Genomic DNA, 19,720 nt, shown 5'->3' with positions numbered 1-19,720 from the left:
AAATCGAGCCGCCCGCACCACCACACCAACGTCCTGAACGTTCAACTCACCTATCCTGAACGTAGGACTCTCGCGTCCCGAACGTAGGACTCTCGCGTCCTGAACGTAGGACACACCCATCCCGAACGTAGGACACGCGCGTTCTGGACGTTGGACTCTCGCGGTGTGGACGTTGGACTCTCGGGTCAGTCCTGTTCCAGGCCCAGGTAGAAGGCGATCAGGCGCAGCAGGTGCTCCGTGTCCACCGGCTTGGTCACGTAGTCCGTGGCCCCCGAGGCGAGCGACTTCTCCCGGTCACCCTTCATGGCCTTGGCCGTCACCGCGATCACCGGCAGGTCCTGGTACCGCGACATCGCCCGGATCGCGGCCATGGTGGCGTTGCCGTCCAGCTCCGGCATCATGATGTCCATCAGCACCAGCGTCACGTCGTCGTACTGCTCCAGCGCCCGCACACCGGTGATCCCGTTGTCCGCGTAGATCACCTGCAGCCCGTGCAGCTCCAGCACGCTCGTCAACGCGAACACGTTGCGCAGGTCGTCGTCGACGATCAGCACCTTCTCGCCGTGGAACCGCATCGGCGCGGGCGGCAGCTGCGACGGCGCGACGAGCGACTGCGTGGCGTGGTCGGCGGGCGTCAGCAGCTCCGGCACGACCTCCGGCTCCACCTCGACCGCCGGCACCATGCCCTGTTCCGCCAACGGCAGGTACAGGGTGAACGTCGACCCGATGCCCGGTTCGGACCGGACGTCCAGCCGACCGTCGAGCAGCGCCGCCAGCTCCCGGCTGATCGACAGGCCCAGCCCGGTGCCGCCGTACTTCCGCGACGTCGTGCCGTCCGCCTGCTGGAACGCCTCGAAGATCACCGACAGCTTGTCCGACGGGATGCCGATGCCGGTGTCCTGCACGTCGAACGCGATCGAGCCCTCGACGACCCGGATCCGCAGCTTGATCTCACCGTCGTGGGTGAACTTCACCGCGTTCGACAGCAGGTTCCGCAGGATCTGCTGCAACCGGTGCTCGTCGGTGTGCAGGGTGGACGGCACGTCCGGCGCCACCACGACCTCGAACGCCAACCCCTTCTCCGCGGCCAGCGGCGAGGTGAGCGCCTCGACGTACCCGACGACGTCGGTCACGTGCACCGGGTCCGTCTGCACCTGCATGTGCCCGGCCTCGACCTTGGTGAGGTCCAGGATGTCGTCGATCAGCTGCAGCAGGTCCGTGCCGGAGGAGTGGATGGTCTTGGCGAACTCCACCTGCTTCGGGTTCAGGTTGCCGTCCAGGTTGTCCGCCAGCAGCTTCGCCAGGATCAGCAGGCTGTTCAGCGGGGTGCGCAGCTCGTGGGACATGTTCGCCATGAACTCGGACTTGTACTTCGACGCCGACGACAGCTGCCGCGCCCGCGCCTCCAGCTCGACCGACCCGGCCCGCAGCTCCTCGGTCAGCCGCTGCGACTCGACCAGCAGGCTGTCGGTCCGGGCGTTCGCGAGCATCGTGTTCAGGTTGACGCCGATGTTCTCCTTGAGCTGGTCCAACAGGTCCAGGTGCACTTCGGTGAACTCGCCGAACGACCCCAGCTCGATCACGCCGAGCGTCTCGCCCTGGAACACGATCGGCAGGATCACCAGGTTCGCCGGTGGCGCCGACCCGAGCCCGGAGCCGATCTCGACGTACCCGGGCGGCACGTCGGTGACCAGCACGGTCTTCTTCTCCACCGCGACCTGCCCGATCAACGACTCGCCGCGCGTGAACCGGGTGGGCCGGCCGCCGCGCGGCAAGTACCCGTAGGCCGCGGTGAGGTCCAGGGCGTTGGACTCGGGGTCGGCGAGGAAGAACGCGCCGTGCTGCGCCGACACCAGCGGTGTCAGCTCGCTGATCACCAGCGACGCCATGGCGTTGAGGTCCCGGTGTCCCTGCATCTGGCCGGACAGCCTGGCCAGGTTCGTCTTCAGCCAGTCCTGCTCCTGGTTGGCGCGGGTGGAGGCCCTCAGGTTGCCGATCATCCGGTTGATGTTGTCCTTGAGGTCGGCGACCTCGCCGGAGGCGTCGACGGTGATCTGCCGGGTCAGGTCGCCCGCGGTCACCGCGGTCGCCACCACCGCGATCGCGCGGACCTGCCGGGTCAGGTTCCCGGCCAGCTCGTTGACGTTCTCGGTGAGCCGCTTCCAGGTGCCCGAGACGCCTTCCACCTCGGCCTGACCGCCGAGCTTGCCCTCGGTGCCGACTTCCCGGGCCACGCGCGTGACCTCCTGGGCGAACGAGGAGAGCTGGTCGACCATCGTGTTGATGGTGGTCTTCAGCTCCAGGATCTCGCCGCGCGCGTCGACGTCGATCTTCTTCGACAGGTCGCCCAACGCCACCGCGGTCGTGACCTGGGCGATGTTGCGGACCTGCGAGGTCAGGTTGTTCGCCATGAAGTTGACGTTCTCGGTGAGGTCCTTCCAGGTGCCCGCCACGTTCGGCACGCGGGCCTGGCCGCCGAGGATGCCCTCGGTGCCGACCTCGCGCGACACGCGGGTGACCTCGTCGGCGAACGCGCGCAGCGTGTCCACCATGCCGTTGATGGTGTCCGCCAGCGCCGCGACCTCGCCCTTGGCCTCGACCGCGATCTTCTTGGACAGGTCGCCGCCCGCGACCGCCGTCGCCACCGCCGCGATGGACCTGACCTGCGTGGACAGGTTGTCGGCCATGACGTTGACGTTGTCCGTGAGGTCTTTCCACGTGCCGGCGACCCCGGGCACCCGGGCTTGGCCGCCGAGCCGGCCGTCGGTGCCGACCTCGCGTGCCACGCGCGTGACTTCGTCGGCGAAGGAGGACAGCTGGTCCACCATCGTGTTGATGGTCGACTTCAGCTCCAGGATCTCGCCGCGCGCGTCGACGGTGATCTTCTGGGACAGGTCGCCGCCGGCCACCGCCGTCGTGACCTGGGCGATCGACCGGACCTGCGCCGTCAGGTTGTTGGCCATGAAGTTGACCGAGTCGGTCAGGTCCCGCCAGGTGCCGGCGACCCCGGGCACCTGGGCCTGGCCGCCGAGCCGGCCGTCGGTGCCGACTTCGCGTGCCACGCGCGTGACTTCGTCGGCGAAGGAGGACAGCTGGTCCACCATCGTGTTGATGGTGTCCTTCAGCTCCAGGATCTCGCCGCGCGCGTTCACCGTGATCTTCTGCGACAGGTCGCCGCGCGCCACCGCCGTCGCGACCTGGGCGATGTTGCGGACCTGGGAGGTCAGGTTGCCGGCCATGAAGTTGACCGAGTCGGTCAGGTCCCGCCAGGTCCCGGCGACCCCGGGCACCTGGGCTTGGCCGCCGAGCCGCCCGTCGCTGCCGACCTCCCGGGCCACGCGCGTGACCTCGGCGGCGAAGGAGGACAGCTGGTCGACCATCGTGTTGATCGTCGTCTTGAGCTGGAGGATCTCGCCGCGCGCGTCCACGTCGATCTTCTGGGACAGGTCGCCCTGCGCGACCGCCGTCGTCACCTGGGCGATGTTGCGGACCTGGGAGGTCAGGTTGCCGGCCATGAAGTTGACCGAGTCGGTCAGGTCCCGCCAGGTGCCCGCGACCCCCGGCACCTGGGCCTGGCCGCCGAGCCGGCCGTCGGTGCCGACCTCGCGCGCCACGCGCGTGACCTCGTCCGCGAACGAGGAGAGCTGGTCGACCATGGTGTTGATGGTCGACTTCAGCTCCAGGATCTCGCCGCGCGCGTCGACGGTGATCTTCTGCGACAGGTCGCCCTGCGCCACCGCCGTGGCCACCTGGGCGATGTTGCGGACCTGCGACGTCAGGTTGTTCGCCATGAAGTTCACGTTGTCGGTGAGGTCGCGCCAGGTGCCCGCGACGCCTGTCACCTGGGCTTGGCCGCCGAGCCGGCCGTCGGTGCCGACCTCGCGCGCCACGCGCGTGACTTCGTCCGCGAAGGAGGACAGCTGGTCCACCATCGTGTTGACGGTGTCCTTCAGCTCCAGCATCTCGCCCGCCACCGTCACGGTGATCTTCTGCGACAGGTCGCCCTGCGCCACCGCCGTCGCCACCTGGGCGATGTCGCGGACCTGCTTGGTCAGGTTGTCGGACATGAAGTTGACGGAGTCGGTCAGGTCCTTCCACGTGCCGGCCACCCCCGGCACGACCGCCGTGCCGCCCAACCGGCCGTCGGTGCCGATCTCGCGCGCCACCCGCGTGACCTCGCCGGCGAACGTCCGCAGCGTGGCCGTCATCGAGTTGAAGCTCTCGACCAGCGCGGCGACCTCGCCGCGCGCGTCCACCACGATCTCCTGCGACAGGTCGCCCTCGGCGACCGCGGCGAGCACGCGGCTCAGCTCGGCGGTCGGCTTGGTCAGGTCGTCGACCAGGCCGTTCACCGAGTCGGCCGCCGTCGCCCAGCCGCCGGTCGAGGTGCTCGGGGCCAGCCGTTCGCCCAGCCTGCCCTCCTGGCCCACGGACTGGCGCACCCGCACCAGCTCGCCCACCAACCACTGGTTGCGCTCCGCGATCTCGTTGAAGACCGTCGCCAGTTCCGCTGTCACCCCGTCGCGGTGTTCGACCCTCTTGGGGACCACGAGACGACGGCGGAAGTTGCCGTCCTTCATCTCCCGCATCGCGGTCAGCAGTCGGGACAGGGTCACGTCCGTGTCGTCCTGGGCGGTCGTCACACGAGCCTCCGATGTCAGCGGAACTGCGCCAAGCCTGCCACTGTTGGTGGCAACTTGTCCGATAGGTTGGGTCGACCCGACACACAGGAGCCGTGATGGCCCAGGGCTACCGGCAAGGCGCCGACACGGGCCTCGACCTCGACGCGTGGCGTCGCGTGGTCGACGGCTTCCACGAGGCCGTCGTCGTGCTGGACCCGGAAGGTGTCGTCCGGCTGGCCAACCCTCTCGCATCCGTGCTGTTCCCGCAGGCCCGAACGGGTTCGGCCTTGCCCGACGACGCCTTCGGGCCGTCCGGTGACGGCGTCGACGGCGCCCGTCGCGGCCGGCGGCAGGAGCTGGGCGACGGCTGGGTCGCCCTCTACCGCAGCGCCGACGACTTCCTGGACGACGCGACACGCCGGTTGTCGTCGCTCACGGAACGCGCGGCCACCGTGCGCGCCGTGGTCGAGCTGGCGCCCGCCGAGCACACGGTCGTGGTGCTGCCCGGCCTGCGGGGCCGGCTCGAGTGGTGGCGGCGCACGCCCGCCGGTGACGTGGCCGTGGCCCGCACCACCCGCCAGGTCGCCGGCACCGCGCCCGGCCTCACCGCCGTGCTGGAACGGCTGGTCGACCACGCCGAGCTGACCGAGCTGGGCGAGGGCCCGTGGAACGCGTCCGGGGTCGGCGTGGCCGTGCCGCTGACCGAGGGCGGCGCGCTGATCTGCTTCGGCGGCACGTGGCACGTCGAGCTGCTCAAGCGGTTCGCGGCGCGGGCCGCCGCGGCGGTCGAGGCGAGCACCCTGTTCAGCGACCAGCAGCGCACCGTGGAGGTGCTGCGGGCGGACCTGCTGCCCACGCCCCTGCCCGACGTCCTGGGCGCCCGCCTGGCCGGTGTGTTCGAGCCGGCGCACCGGCGGGCGCTGGTCGGCGGCGACTTCTACGACGTCCACCCGCGTGAGGACGGCAGCGCGGCCTTCGTGCTCGGCGACGTGGCGGGCAACGGGCTGGAGGCCGCCGTGCACAGCGGGCGGGTCCGGCAGAGCCTGCACACCCTGCTCGTGGTCGAGCAGCGGCCCGCGCAGCTGCTGTACCTGCTCAACGCCGCTCTGCGCGCGGCGGGCAGCCGGCTGTTCACCACCCTCGTCGTCGGCACGATGATGCCAGTCCAGGCCGGTGGCCTGCGGTTGACCCTGGCGGCCGGCGGCCACCCGGCGCCGCTCGTGCTGCGGGCCGACGGGCGGGTGGACGAGGTGCCCGTGCACGGCGGGATCGTCGGCGTGCTGCCGGAGGTGCGGTTCAACCAGACGACCGTCGTCCTCGCGCCGGGGGAGACGTTGCTGCTCTACAGCGACGGGTTGACCGAGGCGCGCAAGTACGACGACCGGCAGGAGCTGTTCGGCGACGCGCGGCTGAAGGCGGCGCTGGCGGACTGCGCCGGGCTGTCGGCCGACGCGGTGTCCGACCACCTGCGGCGCGTCGTGTTCGACTGGCTCGGGGAGGCGGAGCACGACGACCTGACCCTCCTGGTGCTGCAAGCGGCCCCCTGAACACGGCTCGTCGTTCACTGGGATCGGGTGGTGTGGAGCCACCTCTGGACGCGGTCGCGCACGCCCACCGCCGGTTGGTCGAGGTGATCGCCGACCTGACCGACGCGCAGGTCGCGGAACCGTCGCTGCTGCCCGGCTGGACGCGCGGGCACGTGCCGGCCCACCTCGCCGACGCCGCCCGCGCCCGAGGCCGGGTGGTCGAGCACTGGTCGCGCGGCGAGCGGGTCGCGCTGTGGGAGCCCGGCGAGCGGGACGCGATCATCGAGGCCACCGCGTCGCTCGACGCGGCCGGGCACCGGGCCGCCACCGCCGAGATGTCCGGACGGCTGGAACGGGCGTGGGCGGGCGTCGCGGACTGGTCGGCGCCGGTCGACCCGGACGAGGACGACCCGGTCCCGCCGGTGTTCACCCGCTGGCGCGAGGTGTGGATCCACCTGCTGGACTTGGACCTCGGCGTCCGCCCGGCGGAGTGGAGCGCGGAGTTCGCCGTGCACACCGTCGGCGTGCTGCGGCCGAGGCTGCCCGCCGGCGTGTCGTTGCGGGCCACGGACGTGGCGAGGACGTGGGGCGCGGGCACGGAGGTGGCCGGCGGGGTGCGCGACCTCGCCGCCTGGCCGGCCGGTCGGCGGCCCGACGAGCCGCCGACCTCCGCCGCGCCGCTGCCGGAGCTGGGCCCGTGGCCGTCGTACCCGGCGCGGCGCCAGGACTTGCCAAACTGACCCGGCGCTCACCGCCCCGGACCCCCGACCTCACCGCGTCGAGCGGCACGACCAGCTCGCACGGACTCGGCACCGAAGCACCGGCACATCTTCTCGTGGACACCGGGACGTCAAGGGGGCTCGGCTTCCGGTGAGTGGAAGATCCCGTTGACCGGGTTCCGCGGCGCTCCCTAGCGTTCGGCCACGTTCGCCGCACGGCACCGCCGGTTCCGGCCACCCACGACCGGAGGTCCGATTGGCCACCATCGCACCCCTCGCGGAGGCCGTCGCGCACGTCGTGCGCGACGGCGACACCGTGGCGTTCGAGGGGTTCACGCACCTGATCCCGTTCGCCGCCGGGCACGAGGTGATCCGGCAGGGCAGGCGTGAGCTGACCCTGGTCCGGATGACGCCCGACGTGCTGTACGACCAGCTCATCGGCGCGGGTTGCGCGCGCAAGCTGGTGTTCTCGTGGGGTGGCAACCCCGGTGTCGGCTCGTTGCACCGGTTCCGCGACGCCGTGCAGAACGGCTGGCCGCGCCCGCTGGAGCTGGAGGAGCACAGCCACGCGGGCATGGCCAACCGGTACGTGGCCGCCGCGTCCGGGCTGCCGTTCGCCGTGCTGCGCGGCTACACCGGCACCGACCTGCCCGGCCGGACCGCCAACATCGCCTCGGTGACCTGCCCGTTCACCGGCGAGGTGCTGACCGCCGTCGCCGCGCTGGAGCTGGACGCCGCCGTCGTGCACGCCCAACGCGCCGACCGGCACGGCAACGTGCAGCTGTGGGGCATCACGGGCGTGCAGAAGGAGGCGGTGCTCGCCGCGACCCGCTCGCTGGTCACCGTCGAGGAGGTCGTGGACGAGCTGGAGCCGCGGCCGGGCGCGGTGGTGCTGCCGTCGTGGGTGGTGGACTACGTCGCCGAGGCGCCGGGCGGGGCGCACCCGTCCTACGCGCATGACTACTCGGTGCGGGACAACGACTTCTACGTGGCGTGGGACGAGATCAGCCGGGACCGGGAGAAGTTCGCGCGGTGGTTGGGGAGCGTGGCGTGAACCACGGGGACTACAGCTCGGACGAGATGATGACGGTCGCGGCGGCACGGGCGTTGCGCGACGGCGCGGTGTGCTTCGTCGGCATCGGGTTGCCCAGCACCGCGGCGAACCTCGCCCGCCGCACGCACGCGCGGAACCTCGTCCTGGTCTACGAGTCCGGCACGATCGGCGCGAAACCGGACCGGCTGCCGCTGTCGATCGGCGACGGCGTGCTGGCCGACACGGCGGTCAGCGTGGTCGGCGTGCCGGAGATCTTCAACTACTGGCTGCAACCCGGCCGGATCGACGTCGGCTTCCTCGGCGCGGCCCAGCTCGACCGGTTCGGCAACATCAACACGACGGTGATCGGCGGCGACTACCGCAACCCCGGCGTGCGGCTGCCCGGCGCGGGCGGCGCGCCGGAGATCGCCGCGTCGTGCCGCGAGGTCGTGGTGGTGGTGCGGCAGACCGAGCGGGCGTTCGTGGAACGGGTCGACTTCGTCACCTCGTTCGGCTTCGGGTCCGGGGCGGGTGAGCGGGAGCGGCTGGGCCTGACCGGCGCCGGGCCGCAGCTGGTGATCACCGACCTCGGTGTGCTGCGGCCCGACCCGGTGACCCGCGAGCTGGTGCTGACCGAGCTGCACCCCGGCGTCGACGTGGCGACCGCGCACGAGCGCACCGGGTGGGACCTGCGGGTCGCCGCCGACCTGGGCCGGGGCGAGCCGCCGACGGACCACGAACTCGCCGTGCTCCGCGAACTCACCCGCTGACCTGCCGACCCCCGCTGACCTGCCGACCCCCGCTGACCTGCCGACCCTGCCGATCTGCCGGCTCGCCGGCCGATCCCCCCTCGGCGCGAAGAACAGGAGAACCCGGTGCCGACCCACCAGCCGCACACCTACCGGCCGGACGCGCCGTCACACCCGCCCGCGTCCTTCCCCGAGTACCGGTCCAACGTGCTGCGCGCGCCGCACCGGCCGTTCCAGCTGCTGCCGCAGCGGCTGGGCGAGATCACCGGGCCGCTGCTCGGCGAGGACCGCGTCGGACCGCACGACCACGACCTCACCCTCGGCCACGACGGCGAGCCGCAGGGCCAGCGCATCATCGTCGCCGGCCGGGTGCTCGACGGCGACGGCCGGCCGGTCGCGGGCACCCTGCTGGAGGTGTGGCAGGCCAACGCGGGCGGCCGGTACCGGCACGACGCCGACCGCCACCCCGCGCCGCTCGACCCGAACTTCACCGGCGTCGGCCGGGTCGTGACCGACGCCGAGGGCCGCTACTCGTTCACCACGATCCAGCCCGGCGCGTACCCGTGGCGCAACCACGACAACGCCTGGCGGCCCGCGCACATCCACTTCTCGCTGTTCGGCACCGCGTTCACCCAGCGGCTGATCACCCAGATGTACTTCCCGGGCGACCCGCTGCTCACCCAGGACCCGATCTTCAACTCGGTCCGCGACCCGAAGGCCCGCGCGGCGATGGTGGCCCGCTTCGACCTGGGCACCACCGTGCCCGAGTGGGCGCTCGGCTACCAGTGGGACATCGTGCTGCGCGGCAAGAACCCCACCCCGCTGGAAGAGGAGGACGACGATGAGTGAGCTGCAGACGACCCCGTCGCAGACGGTCGGCCCGTTCTTCTCGTTCGGCCTGGTGTGGGCCGACGGCCCGTTCGTGGTCCCCGAGGGCACGCCGGGCGCGTTCCGGATCGGCGGCACGGTGTACGACGGCGCGGGCGCGCCGGTGCCGGACGCGGTGGTCGAGACCTGGCAGGCCGACCCGGACGGCCGGTTCGACCACCCCGACGACCCGCGCGGCGCGGTGCGGTGGAAGGATTTCCGCGGCTTCGGCCGCAGTGCCACGGACCCCGCGGGGCGGTACTCGCTGCTGACCGTCAAACCGGGCCCGCTGCCCGTGACCGGCGGCGGTGCGGCGGCGGACGGCCGGCAGGCACCCCACCTCGACGTGTCGGTGTTCTGCCGGGGCATGCTGGTGCGACTGGTCACGCGGATCTACTTCCCCGACGAGGAGGCCAACGCCGACGACCCGGTGCTCACCTCGATCGACCCGGCCAGGCGGGCCACGCTCATCGCCGAGAGCGAGCCACCTGGCTACCGCTTCGACATCCACCTGCAAGGGGAGCATGAAACCGTCTTCTTCGACCTCTGAGCACGGCGGCCGGTCGTCCGGGCCGCGAGAACCGGGCACGCGCTCGCTGTGGGGCACGTTGTTCACCGACCCGGACGTGGACGACGAGACGTGCGACCGCGCGTGGCTGCGCGCGATGCTGGACTTCGAACGCGCGCTGGCGATCGTGCAGGCCCGGGCCGGCATCGTGACCGAGGAGGCCGCCCGGATGGTGGTCACGGCCATCGACGTCGGCCACTACGACCCGGTCGTCCTCGGCGAGGGCGCCCTCACGTCCGGCACGCCGGTCGTGCCGCTGGTCCGGGCGATCGGCGCGCACGTCACCGCGGAGGGCCGCGCGGCCGTGCACAACGGCGCCACCAGCCAGGACGTGCTCGACACGGCGTTGTCGCTGGTCGCCTTCCGCGCCCTCGGGCCGATCCTGGACGGGCTGCGCGGCGTGGCCGCCGAGTGCGAACGGCTCGCGCGGCGGCACCGGGACACGCTGATCGCCGGCCGCACGCTGACCCAGCACGCGCTGCCCACCACGTTCGGGCTCAAGTGCGCGGGCTGGCTGGTCGCGGTGGACGAGGCCGAGGCGGCGCTGACCCGGGTCCGCACGCGGCGGCTGGCCGTGCAGTTCGGCGGCGCCGCGGGCACCCAGGCCGCGGTGCGCTCGGGCGTCGACCTGACCGGGCAGCTGGCCGACCAGCTCGGCCTGGTCGCGCCGCTGATCCCCTGGCACACCAACCGGACCAGGGTGGCGGAGCTGGCGGGCGCGCTCGGCGAGGCGTCCGGGGTGCTGGCCAAGATCGCGCAGGACGTGGTGCTGCTCGCGCAGACCGAGGTCGCCGAGGTGGCCGAGGCCGACGGCGGCACGTCGTCGGCGATGCCGCACAAGCACAACCCGGTCCGCGCGGTGCTCGTCACCGCGTGCGCCCGCCGCGTGCCGGGCCTGGTCGCGACCGTGCTGTCCTCGATGGCGCAGGAGCACGAACGCGCGGCCGGCGCGTGGCACAGCGAGTGGCAGACCGTCACCGAGCTGCTGCGGCTGGTCGGCGGCGCGGTGCGCGGCACCCGTGAGCTGCTGTCGCGGCTGCGCGTCGACCCGGAGCGGATGCGCCGCAACCTCGACCTGACCGGCGGGCTGCTGATGGCCGAGAACGTGGCCGTGCGGCTGGCCGACCGGATCGGCCGGTCCGAGGCGCAGGAACTGGTCGCCGAGGTGTGCCGCACCGCGGTGGCGGCCGGGCGGTCGTTGCGCGACGCGCTGCTCGCCGACCTGCGGATCGGCTTGTCGGAGAAGGAGATAGACGACGCGCTCGACCCGGCCGGGTACACCGGCAGCGCGGGCGAGTTCACCGACCGCGCCCTCGCGGCGCACCGGGGGAGGAACCGGCCGTGAAGCCGCACTACGAGCTGAGCGGGCCGCCGGACGCGCCGGTCCTCGTCCTGGGCAACTCGCTCGGCACCACGACCGCGTTGTGGGACCGGCAGCTGCCCGTGCTGCACCGGCGGTTCCGGGTGCTGCGCTACGACCACCGCGGTCACGGCGGTTCCGGGGCGGAACCCGGCCCGTACCGGATCGACGACCTCGCCGACGACGTGCTGGAGCTGCTGGACGCGCTGGGGCTGGCCCGCGTGTCGTACTGCGGCGTCTCGATGGGCGCCATGGTCGGCATGTGGCTGGCCGGGCACGCGCCGGAGCGGATCGAGCGGCTGGTGCTGTGCTGCACGGCGGCCGGGTTCCCGAGCGCGCGGATGTGGCTGGACCGGGCGGCGGCCGTGCGGTCGGCCGGCACCGGCGCCGTCGCGTCGGCCGCGGCGGCCCGCTGGTTCACCCCGGCGTTCCGCGCCCGGTCGCCCGAGGTGGCGGCCGCGTTCGAAGCCGGTCTGTCCGAAGTGGACGACGAGGGCTACGCGGGGTGCTGCGAGGCGTTGGCGGTGATGGACCTGCGGTCCGTGCTGCCGGTGATCGAGGCGCCGACGGCGGTCATCGCGGGCACCGCCGACGAGGCCACGCCGCCGGCGTGCGGGCGCTTCATCGCCGACTCGGTGCCGGGCGCGTCGTTCCACCTCGTGCCGGGGGCGCACCTGGCGAACGTGGAGGCCGCCGACGAGGTGTCGGCGATCCTGGAGGCGCACCTGTGAGCCACGACGAGGGCATGCGCGTGCGGCGGGAGGTGCTCGGCGACGAGCACGTGGACCGGGCGGTCGCGGACACCGACGCGTTCACCGCCGACTTCCAGGACTTCATCACCCGCTACGCGTGGGGCGAGGTGTGGACCCGGCCGGGTCTGGACCGCCGGGTGCGGTCGTGCGTCACGCTGGCGATGCTCGCCGTCCTGGGGCAGGAGCACGAGCTGGCGATGCACGTGCGCGCGGCGGTGCGCAACGGCGTGACGGCGGAGGAGATCAAGGAAGTCCTGCTGCAGGTGGGCGTCTACGCGGGCCTGCCCGCCGCGAACCGCGCCTTCGCCGTGGCCCGGCCGATCCTGGCCGACCTGCCGGCGGAGCCCTGACGCGTCAGCGCGTCAGCGCGCCACCGCGGCCACCGCGCCGACGACGGCGCGCAGCAGCAAGGTCGCGCCCATCACCGGGCCGACCAGCCGGCTGCTCGGCAGCCCGTCGCCGCGCAGGCGGGGGAGCAGGGAGCACAGCAGGGCCAGTTGGGCGAAGCCCACGACGGCCACCGCCCAGTCCTCCAGCAGCACGGCGAGCGGCGGGAAGTGCGCGGCCACGACGGCTGCCACCCACCACGCCGTCCAGCGGGACGCGCGGCGTCTCGCGAGGACCAGGCCGCCGACGCCGGCGGCGACGACCTCGACCGCGACGAGCAGGCCGAACCAGCCGTACCTGCCCTCCAGCGCGGTCGGCTCGCCCCGGTTCAGGCCGGTGAGCGCGCCGAAGCCCAAGGCGATCACGACACCGAGGCCGGACCTCGGGCCGAGCCACCCGCGCCACGCCCTCGGCGGGTCCTCCTGCGCCCAGCCGAACCACACGAAGGCCACGAGGCCGAACCACGCGGTGGTGAAGTGCTGGTCGCGCAGGAACCCGGTCGTCATCGCCGGGGCGCTACCGCTCCATCGGTGACCGATGGAACGCTGTCGCCGAACCGCACGCCGACGGCGCCGGCCCCCGGTCGAGGGCGGCGCCGTCGGCGGCTCGGGGTCAGGTGCCGCGAGCCTCGGACTTGACCTGCTGCCCGGCCTCGCGGGCGTGCTGGCCGACCTCCTGGGCCGAGCCCTTGGCCTGCTCCACGGTCGTCTGCGTGGCTTCCTGCGCGACCTGCTTGACCTGGTCGGCGGCCTCGCCGACCACCGTGCTCGCGTCGTCCTTCAACTTCTGGGCGGACTCCGTGAGCGCCTCCTTCACCGGCTCCAGGGCGCTGCCCGCGCGTTCGCCGAGCTGCCGGACGGCGTCCTGCTCGGCCCGCGTCGCCGGGATCAGCGTGGCGACCAGCGCGCCCGCGCCGAACGCGATCAACCCCGCCGCGAGCGGGTTGCCGCGCGCCTGCTGCCGTGCCTGGTGGGGCGCCTGCTGCACGGCGTGCGCCGCCTCCTGCGCCTTCTCGCCGACGGCGGTCGCGGCTTGCTGCGCCTTGTCGCCGACGGTGGAGGCGGCGTCGTGCGCGCGCTCGCCGACCGCGTTCGCCATGCCCGCCGTGCGGTCCTGCACCGTCGTCGCGGTCTCCGGAACCGTGCCCATCACTCGCTCCTTCAACGTGCTCATCCGGTGCCGGACCCGGTCGGCCCGGCGATGCGCGATGTTGCGCGGCCTGGCGTGGTCGACGATCCGGTTCGCGTCCGCCACCAGCTCGGCGCGGGTCCGGTCGATGTCGTGCCTTATTTGGTCGGGTGACGGGCCCATTCCGCGTCCTCCTTCAGGGTTTCGATGGTGCGCTCCGGCTTGGGGTTCACCTTGCGCAGTCGGGCGCGGCCGGTGGAGTACAGGGCGAACCCGCCGATGCCCCACAGCACGGCGACGACGAGCGTCGCCCAGCCCAGGCCCATGAAGCTGCCCAGGCCGAACGCCAGCGCGAAGCTGAGCAGGACCGCGGTCATGTAGCCGGCGAACCCGGCCGCGCCGAGCATCCCGGCCGCCTTGCCCGCCTTGGTGGCCTCCTGCCGGATCTCGGCCTTGGCGAGCTCGAGCTCCTGGCGCATCAGCCGGGACAGGTCCTCGGCCAGGTCACCGACGAGCTGGCCCAGCGTGGGCTCCTCCTCGTCGGCCGGCGGCACGGCTCCTCGTGGCGGCACGGCTCCGAGCGGCGGTGTCGCCCCGGTCGGTGGGACGGCGCGGGGGTGCGGCGCGGCGCCGGTCGGTGGCACGGCCCCGGTCGCGGGCACCGTCCCGGCGAGCGGCACCGGCTCCGTGACGGGCACGCCCCCGCTCGGCACGCGGTTCACCGGCACGTGGCTCCCCGGGCCCTGGCCGTCGGGTACGCGGTCACCCGTCATCCGGGTCTCAGCGCTGGACATACGGCGATCCCTCCGGCTGGTAGGGGGCGCGCGGGGACGGCGCGTGGTGGTCGGCCGGCACCTGCGGCGCGGGCATCCCGTACTCGGGCGGCACCGGCGACGGCGAGGAAGGCGTCGAGGCCGGCAGCGGGGCCGCGGTCGGCGTGCTCACCGGCGTGGTCGGCACGTGGTCGGTGTACCCGTGCTGGGGCTGTACCTGCCGGTCGTCGTTGCCGGCGTTCATGCTCTTCGCGGCGCGGGCGACCAGGAAACCGGCCACCGCCGCGCCGATCAGGAACGTGCCCGGCTTGCGCCGCGCGAAGTCCTGCGCGGAGTCGAGCAGCCCGCGCGCACCCCGTTCGTCGAGGTAGCGCGCCGCCTGCCGGCCGGCGTCGGAGACCTGGCGCAACGCGCCCGCGGTCAGCGAGTCGGGGCCGGAGCCGTCGGCCATCGTGCCCAGCTCGTCGGCGATCCGGTCGATCTGCCGCGACACCCGCCGCGCCTGCTCCTCGGCCTCGGTCGCGACCCGTTCCCGCATGTCGTGCACCACGTGCTTGGCCTGGCCCGTCGCCTCGTGGGCCACCTGCCCGACCTGGTCACGCGCGGTCGAACGCACCTCTCCGGCGGCCTGCCTGGCGTGCTGAGCCACGGCCGCGCCCTCCTGCCCGGCGGTCTCGCGGACCGCGCCCACCTGGTTCTCGTCCACGACTGACTCCTCAAGGTCGGCGTGCTCTCGCCTACCCACCTACCCCCGTGGCGGAGGGCTAACCACCTTCGCCACCACAATTGTCCCGGTGCGCGGCGCCGCTCACGCGCGGGCGCGAAATGATGGGAAAATATGCGACGACCCCGCGGCCGGGGTGCGGCCACGGGGTCGTCACGGGTAGTGGGTGGTCAGCCGGTCAACTGGTCAGAACGAGAAAACGGCGCCGGTCTCCTGCTCCATCACGCACCGGTTCGCGAATTCCTCCACGTACTGCACGGGCGTGCCGCGCCACGAGCCGAACGCGACCACGGTCACCGGTCGGTAGTCGAAGGTGCACACCTGCGGTTCGGTGCCGGCCAACTGCGTGAAATCACCGTCGGCGGCCTCGATCTCACCGCACGCCGCTTGCGCGGCCCGGTGCTCTCCGGCAGCCGGATCGCAGGTCAGGCGGGTGCTGTCGACTCCGGTCTCCTCCTGGTAGACCGCCAGCACGAGGTCCGTCTCCGAGGGCGCGGCGGACGCCGTGCCGGTGGCGATCAGCGGAGCGGCCAGCAGGCCGGACGCGAACAGGGAAGCCATGAGGGTTCGTGTTCGTCGCATGGCACCGGGGTGACCCGATCGAGTGGCGGGTATTCGCTCGAATTCCCATCTCACCGGGATGTCGTAATCTGTGAATTAACATTTCCAATTCGTCGGGAATAGCTCACCAAGTGGGTCGGGCGCTCATCCCGCCGTCCACTACCAGGTCATTTCCGGTGAGCCAGGACGCCATCGGCGAGGCGAGGAAAACGCAGGCGTCGCCAACGTCCTCGGGTCGACCGAGCCGACCGAGCGGCGCGGCCCCGGTCCACCGGGCGACCCCCTCGGGCCAGTCCTCGGCGAGCCCGGGGCGGTCGACGAGGCCGGGGGAGACGGTGTTGACGCGGATGCCGCGCGGCCCGTACTCCAGCGCCGCCGACCGCGCGTGCATGATCAGGGCGGCCTTGGACGCGCTGTAGTGCGCGTGCCCGACGGCGGGGTGCGTGCCCTCGATCGAGGCGATGTGGGTGACCGACCCGCCCGCCGGCAGCACCTCCGCGGCGGCCTGCGTGCAGGAGAAGGCACTGGTGAGGTTCAGGTCCACCACCGCGCGCCACTGCGCGGCCGTCATGCCCGCGAGTTCCTGCACCGGCTGCACGCCCGCGTTGTTCACCACGGCGTCCAACCCGCCGCCCCACTCGGCCGCCGCGCGCACCAGCCGCCGGCACTCGTCCTCGTGGGCCAGGTCGGCGCGCATCCCGACCGCCCGCCCACCGGCCGCCGCGATATCCTCGACGAGCGCCGTCACGTCACTGCGCCTGCTGTGCGCCACCACCGCCGCCCCGGCCCGCGCGAACCGCAACGCGATCCCGCGCCCGACGAGCCCGCCGGCCCCGGTGACGAGCGCGACCTTGCCCGCGAGAAGTCCTGTCACGGGCGCGGAGAGTAGCGCTCGACGCCGCGACCGGCGATCCGGTCCGCCACCGGGTGCGTGGCGACGTCCTCCGCTCAGACCGGGATCAGCGGGGTGTGCGGTCCGTCGGGCAGCTCCACGCGGATCTCGTCGCCGGGACGGATCTCGCCGCCCGTCAGGACGATCGACATGATGCCGGCCTTGCGCACCACGTCGCCGTGCTCGTCGCGACCGACGACCTGCTCGAGCAGGCCGTCCTGGAAGGCTTCGATCTGCGGGCACGGGTTGCGCAGGCCGGTCACCTCGACGACGGCGTGCGGGCCCAGGCGCAGTCGGGTTCCGGTCGGCAGCGAGAGCAGGTCCACGCCCCGCGTGGTCACGTTCTCGCCCAGTTGGCCCGGTGCGACCCGGAACCCGGACGAGGCCAGCTCGTCGTGCAGCTCGGCGTGCATCAGGTGGACCTGGCGGAGGTTCGGCTGGGTGGGGTCGCGCTTCACCCGTGAGCGGTGCTTCACGGTGACGCCCTGGTGCGCGTCGCCCTCGACACCGAGCCCGGCGAGCAGGGTGATCGACTCCCCGGTGGGCTTGGTGAAGGTGTGCTCCGCGCTCCGGCTGACGGCCGTGATCGTCCCCATGCGACCGACCCTACCGGGGTAAGAGTTCCGGGCGCTGCGGCGATATGCCTGGTGAAGGATCTTTTCTGGGGATGACGGTGACGATCATGGACGACGAGTTGAACTTCCGGGCACGGGCGTTGTTGCGGGCGGTCGCGGCGGGTCGCGCCGAGGTGACGCGCAGCTGCGAGCCCGACCTGAAGGTCGACGGGCTGCTGTGCAGCGACCAGGGCGCGGCGCGGGAGCCGGCGCACGCCGGGCTGCTGCGCCCGGCCCGGCGTGACGGGTCCGGGCCGTGGGTCCCGGCCGAGCTGACGGCCGCGGGCCGCGCGGTGCTCGCCTGACCGCGGCGGGCCGCGACGACCGCACCGGACCGGTGGACCCGAATGGGGCGCGCCTGACCGGTGTGTCCGGGTCGTCCCCCGGACACCCACTCTTGACGCTGCGTGCACGTCGCGGTTGACTGCGTGTCCGTAACCGGTTTCGGTACCGGTTACGGGGTCACCGTTGACCGTAGTCCGAGGAGTGCACCGTGCGAGTCACGATCGCCGAAGTCGCCCAACGCGCCCAGGTCAGCAAGGCGACCGTGTCCCGCGTCCTCAACGGCAAACCGGACGTCGACGCGGCGACGGCGGCCCGGGTGCGCCAGGTGATCGCGGACGTCGGGTACGTGCCCAGCGCACGCGCGGTCGGGTTGGCGCGCGGGCGGGCGCGGACGGTCGGCATGCTGGTGCCGTCGTTGACCTGGCCGTGGACCGGCGAAGTGGTGCAGGGCGCGGTGGACGAGCTGGAGGCCGAGGGGTACGGGCTGCTGCTCTACACGGTCAACCGCGGCGCGGAGTCGCTGGCGCAGTTCGCCAGCCACGTGTCCGCGAAGGCGTTCGACGGGCTGCTGGTGATCGAGCCGCCGGACACGCTGAGCTACATCGAGACCCTGCACGACCAGGGGCTGCCCGTGGTGATGATCGACGACCGGGGCAGCCGTCCCGGGTTCCCGTCGGTGTGCACGACGAACCGCGAGGGCGCGCAGGCGGCGGCGCAGCACCTGATGGCGGCCGGCCGCACGGGGTTCGCCGTGGTGACCGGGCCGTCGAACTTCGGCTGCGTGCGGGAACGGCTGGACGGGTTCCTGGACGCGCTCGGGGACGCGGGCGTGCACGTGGACCCGAGGCTGGTCGTCGAGGGCGACTTCGGCACCGACCGCGGCGCGGTGGCGACCGAGAAGCTGATGGCCACCGGGTTGCGCTTCGACGCCGTCTTCGCGCAGAACGACCTGTCCGCGCTGGGCGCGATGAGGGCGTTGGCCGCCGCCGGCCGGAAGGTGCCCGACGACGTCGCGGTGGTCGGCTTCGACGACATACCGATCGCCGCCCACGCCGAGCTGACGACCGTGCGCCAGCCGATGAGGGAGATGGGCGAGGCCGCCGCGCGCCTGCTGCTGTCCCGGCTCGAGGGCGCGGCGCCGACGCGGGAACCGGTCGTGCTGCCCACGACCTTCGTCGCCCGCCGTTCGGGCTGATCGCTCACCCGTTATCAGGAACGCTATCGCCGTGCGTTAGCCCGGATGTCGGTGCCGAGCGCTCCCTATTGGTCCGTCTGGACGGGTGCACGCTCATGTGGCGGTTGGTTGACTCGAAGCCGTGTACCAGGCTCGTCACCGACCGTGACGAGCTGTGCATCGTCGCAGAACCCTGGGGGAAGTGTTCATGGCACCGCAATCGGAGTTATCGCATCCTGCCCCGCTCATCCCGGCCCAACCCGACCACCGCGTCCACGTGCGCTTCGACGGCGACGTGCCGGTGGGCGGCGAGGGGCCGGAGCCGGCGGGGACCACCCACCTGGCGGCCGTCACCGTCGACTTCACCACGTGCGCGGACGGGCCGGATCGGCGCAGACAGGTCTGCGCCGACGTGCTGGACCGCTGCACGGGCCACCTGGTCACGCCGGGCTGCGTGACCGCGCTGGTCTCCGGCACGTCGACCCGCACCGTCCGCGCCGAGCAGGACCGGCTGGTGCGCCGGCTGGAGAAGCTGGTCGCGAACCTGCCGATCGGGGTCTCCCGGGTCGGCCGGGGGACCGAGCGGGACGAGCTGGTGGCCGAGGCCCGCCGGGCGGCGACCTACGCGAGCCTCGCCCTGGCCGCCAGCCCGACCAGCGTGGACGCGCACCCGCTGGAGGAGGCGATGCTCGCCAACGGCGAGCTGACCTCCACGATGACGGCGCTGCTCGACCCGCTGGCCGACCACCAGGACTTCATCCACACGCTGTACCTGTACCTGGCGTTCGACCGGGACCGGCAGCGGGTGGCGCGGCACCTGACCGTGCACCCGCGCACGGTGGACTACCGGCTGCGCCGCATCGCCGCGCTGACCGGCCTGCACCCGCAGACGGTCTCCGGCGCGGGCAAGCTCCTCGCCGCGCTCATCAGCCGCACGCACCGCAGGCTCGCGCCGCAGCGCTGAGGCGGCGCCGAAACCCGCTCTT

20 protein-coding genes are annotated in these 19,720 nt (G+C 72.9%); 12 read left to right on the top strand and 8 right to left on the bottom strand.

The annotated features are described in order from the left end of the window. Positions 1 to 185: 185 nt before the first annotated feature. Entirely contained in the window at positions 186 to 4,643 is a 4,458-nt protein-coding gene (locus tag EDD40_RS08485) for a hybrid sensor histidine kinase/response regulator (RefSeq protein WP_123742417.1), read from the bottom strand. A 95-nt stretch (positions 4,644 to 4,738) separates the two neighbouring features. On the opposite strand from EDD40_RS08485, the gene EDD40_RS08480 reads away from it, so the two are divergent. The 9 genes from EDD40_RS08480 (at position 4,739) to pcaC (ending at position 12,546) form a co-directional block, all read left to right on the top strand. After that, on the top strand, positions 4,739 to 6,169 hold the full coding sequence (locus EDD40_RS08480) for a PP2C family protein-serine/threonine phosphatase (protein ID WP_123742416.1): 1,431 nt from the start codon (positions 4,739 to 4,741) through the stop codon (positions 6,167 to 6,169). A gap of 32 nt (positions 6,170 to 6,201) precedes the next feature. Continuing rightward, on the top strand, positions 6,202 to 6,888 hold the full coding sequence (locus EDD40_RS08475; RefSeq protein ID WP_246037541.1) for a maleylpyruvate isomerase family mycothiol-dependent enzyme: 687 nt from the start codon (positions 6,202 to 6,204) through the stop codon (positions 6,886 to 6,888). A gap of 235 nt (positions 6,889 to 7,123) precedes the next feature. After that, positions 7,124 to 7,921 (top strand): CoA transferase subunit A, encoded by a 798-nt coding sequence (locus EDD40_RS08470; RefSeq protein ID WP_123742415.1) that lies wholly within the window; start codon positions 7,124 to 7,126, stop codon positions 7,919 to 7,921. Positions 7,922 to 7,947: 26 nt separating this feature from the next. Next, a complete protein-coding gene (locus EDD40_RS08465; RefSeq protein ID WP_123747854.1) occupies positions 7,948 to 8,670 on the top strand; it encodes a CoA-transferase subunit beta in 723 nt (240 codons plus the stop codon). 105 nt (positions 8,671 to 8,775) lie between these two features. Next, entirely contained in the window at positions 8,776 to 9,498 is a 723-nt protein-coding gene (gene pcaH / locus EDD40_RS08460) for a protocatechuate 3,4-dioxygenase subunit beta (RefSeq protein WP_123742414.1), read from the top strand. Further along, the gene (pcaG, locus tag EDD40_RS08455) at positions 9,491 to 10,066 is read left to right on the top strand and encodes a protocatechuate 3,4-dioxygenase subunit alpha (RefSeq protein ID WP_123742413.1); all 576 of its coding nucleotides are present in this window, start codon (positions 9,491 to 9,493) and stop codon (positions 10,064 to 10,066) included. Before pcaH ends, pcaG begins: the two co-directional genes overlap by 8 nt. Then, positions 10,041 to 11,429: a 3-carboxy-cis,cis-muconate cycloisomerase gene (gene pcaB, locus EDD40_RS08450; RefSeq protein WP_211348117.1), complete on the top strand. Its 1,389-nt coding sequence runs from the start codon at positions 10,041 to 10,043 to the stop codon at positions 11,427 to 11,429. The genes pcaG and pcaB overlap by 26 nt, the downstream gene beginning before the upstream one ends. Further along, a complete protein-coding gene (pcaD, locus tag EDD40_RS08445; RefSeq protein ID WP_123742412.1) occupies positions 11,426 to 12,175 on the top strand; it encodes a 3-oxoadipate enol-lactonase in 750 nt (249 codons plus the stop codon). Before pcaB ends, pcaD begins: the two co-directional genes overlap by 4 nt. A gap of 14 nt (positions 12,176 to 12,189) precedes the next feature. Beyond that, entirely contained in the window at positions 12,190 to 12,546 is a 357-nt protein-coding gene (gene pcaC / locus EDD40_RS08440; RefSeq protein ID WP_123747852.1) for a 4-carboxymuconolactone decarboxylase, read from the top strand. 12 nt (positions 12,547 to 12,558) lie between these two features. Here pcaC and EDD40_RS08435 read toward each other — a convergent pair whose 3' ends face one another. The 7 genes from EDD40_RS08435 to EDD40_RS08405 form a co-directional block, all read right to left on the bottom strand. After that, a complete protein-coding gene (locus EDD40_RS08435) occupies positions 12,559 to 13,089 on the bottom strand; it encodes a hypothetical protein (protein WP_123742411.1) in 531 nt (176 codons plus the stop codon). Between the two features lie 106 nt (positions 13,090 to 13,195). Then, positions 13,196 to 13,894 (bottom strand): DUF3618 domain-containing protein, encoded by a 699-nt coding sequence (locus EDD40_RS08430; RefSeq protein WP_123742410.1) that lies wholly within the window; start codon positions 13,892 to 13,894, stop codon positions 13,196 to 13,198. Further along, positions 13,870 to 14,505: a phage holin family protein gene (locus tag EDD40_RS08425; protein ID WP_246037540.1), complete on the bottom strand. Its 636-nt coding sequence runs from the start codon at positions 14,503 to 14,505 to the stop codon at positions 13,870 to 13,872. The genes EDD40_RS08430 and EDD40_RS08425 overlap by 25 nt, the downstream gene beginning before the upstream one ends. Beyond that, positions 14,492 to 15,190, bottom strand: a complete 699-nt coding sequence (locus EDD40_RS08420) for a hypothetical protein (protein WP_123742408.1) — start codon at positions 15,188 to 15,190, stop codon at positions 14,492 to 14,494. The genes EDD40_RS08425 and EDD40_RS08420 overlap by 14 nt, the downstream gene beginning before the upstream one ends. A gap of 204 nt (positions 15,191 to 15,394) precedes the next feature. After that, on the bottom strand, positions 15,395 to 15,769 hold the full coding sequence (locus tag EDD40_RS08415; RefSeq protein WP_170185003.1) for an SSI family serine proteinase inhibitor: 375 nt from the start codon (positions 15,767 to 15,769) through the stop codon (positions 15,395 to 15,397). Positions 15,770 to 15,893: 124 nt separating this feature from the next. Continuing rightward, the gene (locus EDD40_RS08410; protein WP_170185002.1) at positions 15,894 to 16,643 is read right to left on the bottom strand and encodes an SDR family NAD(P)-dependent oxidoreductase; all 750 of its coding nucleotides are present in this window, start codon (positions 16,641 to 16,643) and stop codon (positions 15,894 to 15,896) included. Between the two features lie 74 nt (positions 16,644 to 16,717). Beyond that, positions 16,718 to 17,257: an MOSC domain-containing protein gene (locus EDD40_RS08405; RefSeq protein WP_123742406.1), complete on the bottom strand. Its 540-nt coding sequence runs from the start codon at positions 17,255 to 17,257 to the stop codon at positions 16,718 to 16,720. Positions 17,258 to 17,328: 71 nt separating this feature from the next. Between EDD40_RS08405 and EDD40_RS08400 the strand changes: the two genes are divergently transcribed. From EDD40_RS08400 to EDD40_RS42525, 3 genes are all read left to right on the top strand, one after another. After that, positions 17,329 to 17,580: a hypothetical protein gene (locus EDD40_RS08400; protein ID WP_425471143.1), complete on the top strand. Its 252-nt coding sequence runs from the start codon at positions 17,329 to 17,331 to the stop codon at positions 17,578 to 17,580. Positions 17,581 to 17,768: 188 nt separating this feature from the next. Beyond that, entirely contained in the window at positions 17,769 to 18,755 is a 987-nt protein-coding gene (locus tag EDD40_RS08395) for a LacI family DNA-binding transcriptional regulator (protein ID WP_123742405.1), read from the top strand. Between the two features lie 256 nt (positions 18,756 to 19,011). Then, positions 19,012 to 19,698 (top strand): helix-turn-helix domain-containing protein, encoded by a 687-nt coding sequence (locus tag EDD40_RS42525; protein ID WP_246037539.1) that lies wholly within the window; start codon positions 19,012 to 19,014, stop codon positions 19,696 to 19,698. Positions 19,699 to 19,720: the final 22 nt, after the last annotated feature.

Origin of the sequence: Saccharothrix texasensis (assembly GCF_003752005.1) — a bacterium.
GTDB lineage: Bacteria > Actinomycetota > Actinomycetes > Mycobacteriales > Pseudonocardiaceae > Actinosynnema > Actinosynnema texasense.
Note: the sequence above shows the minus strand (reverse complement) of the source record. Positions and strands in the feature narration are given on the sequence as shown.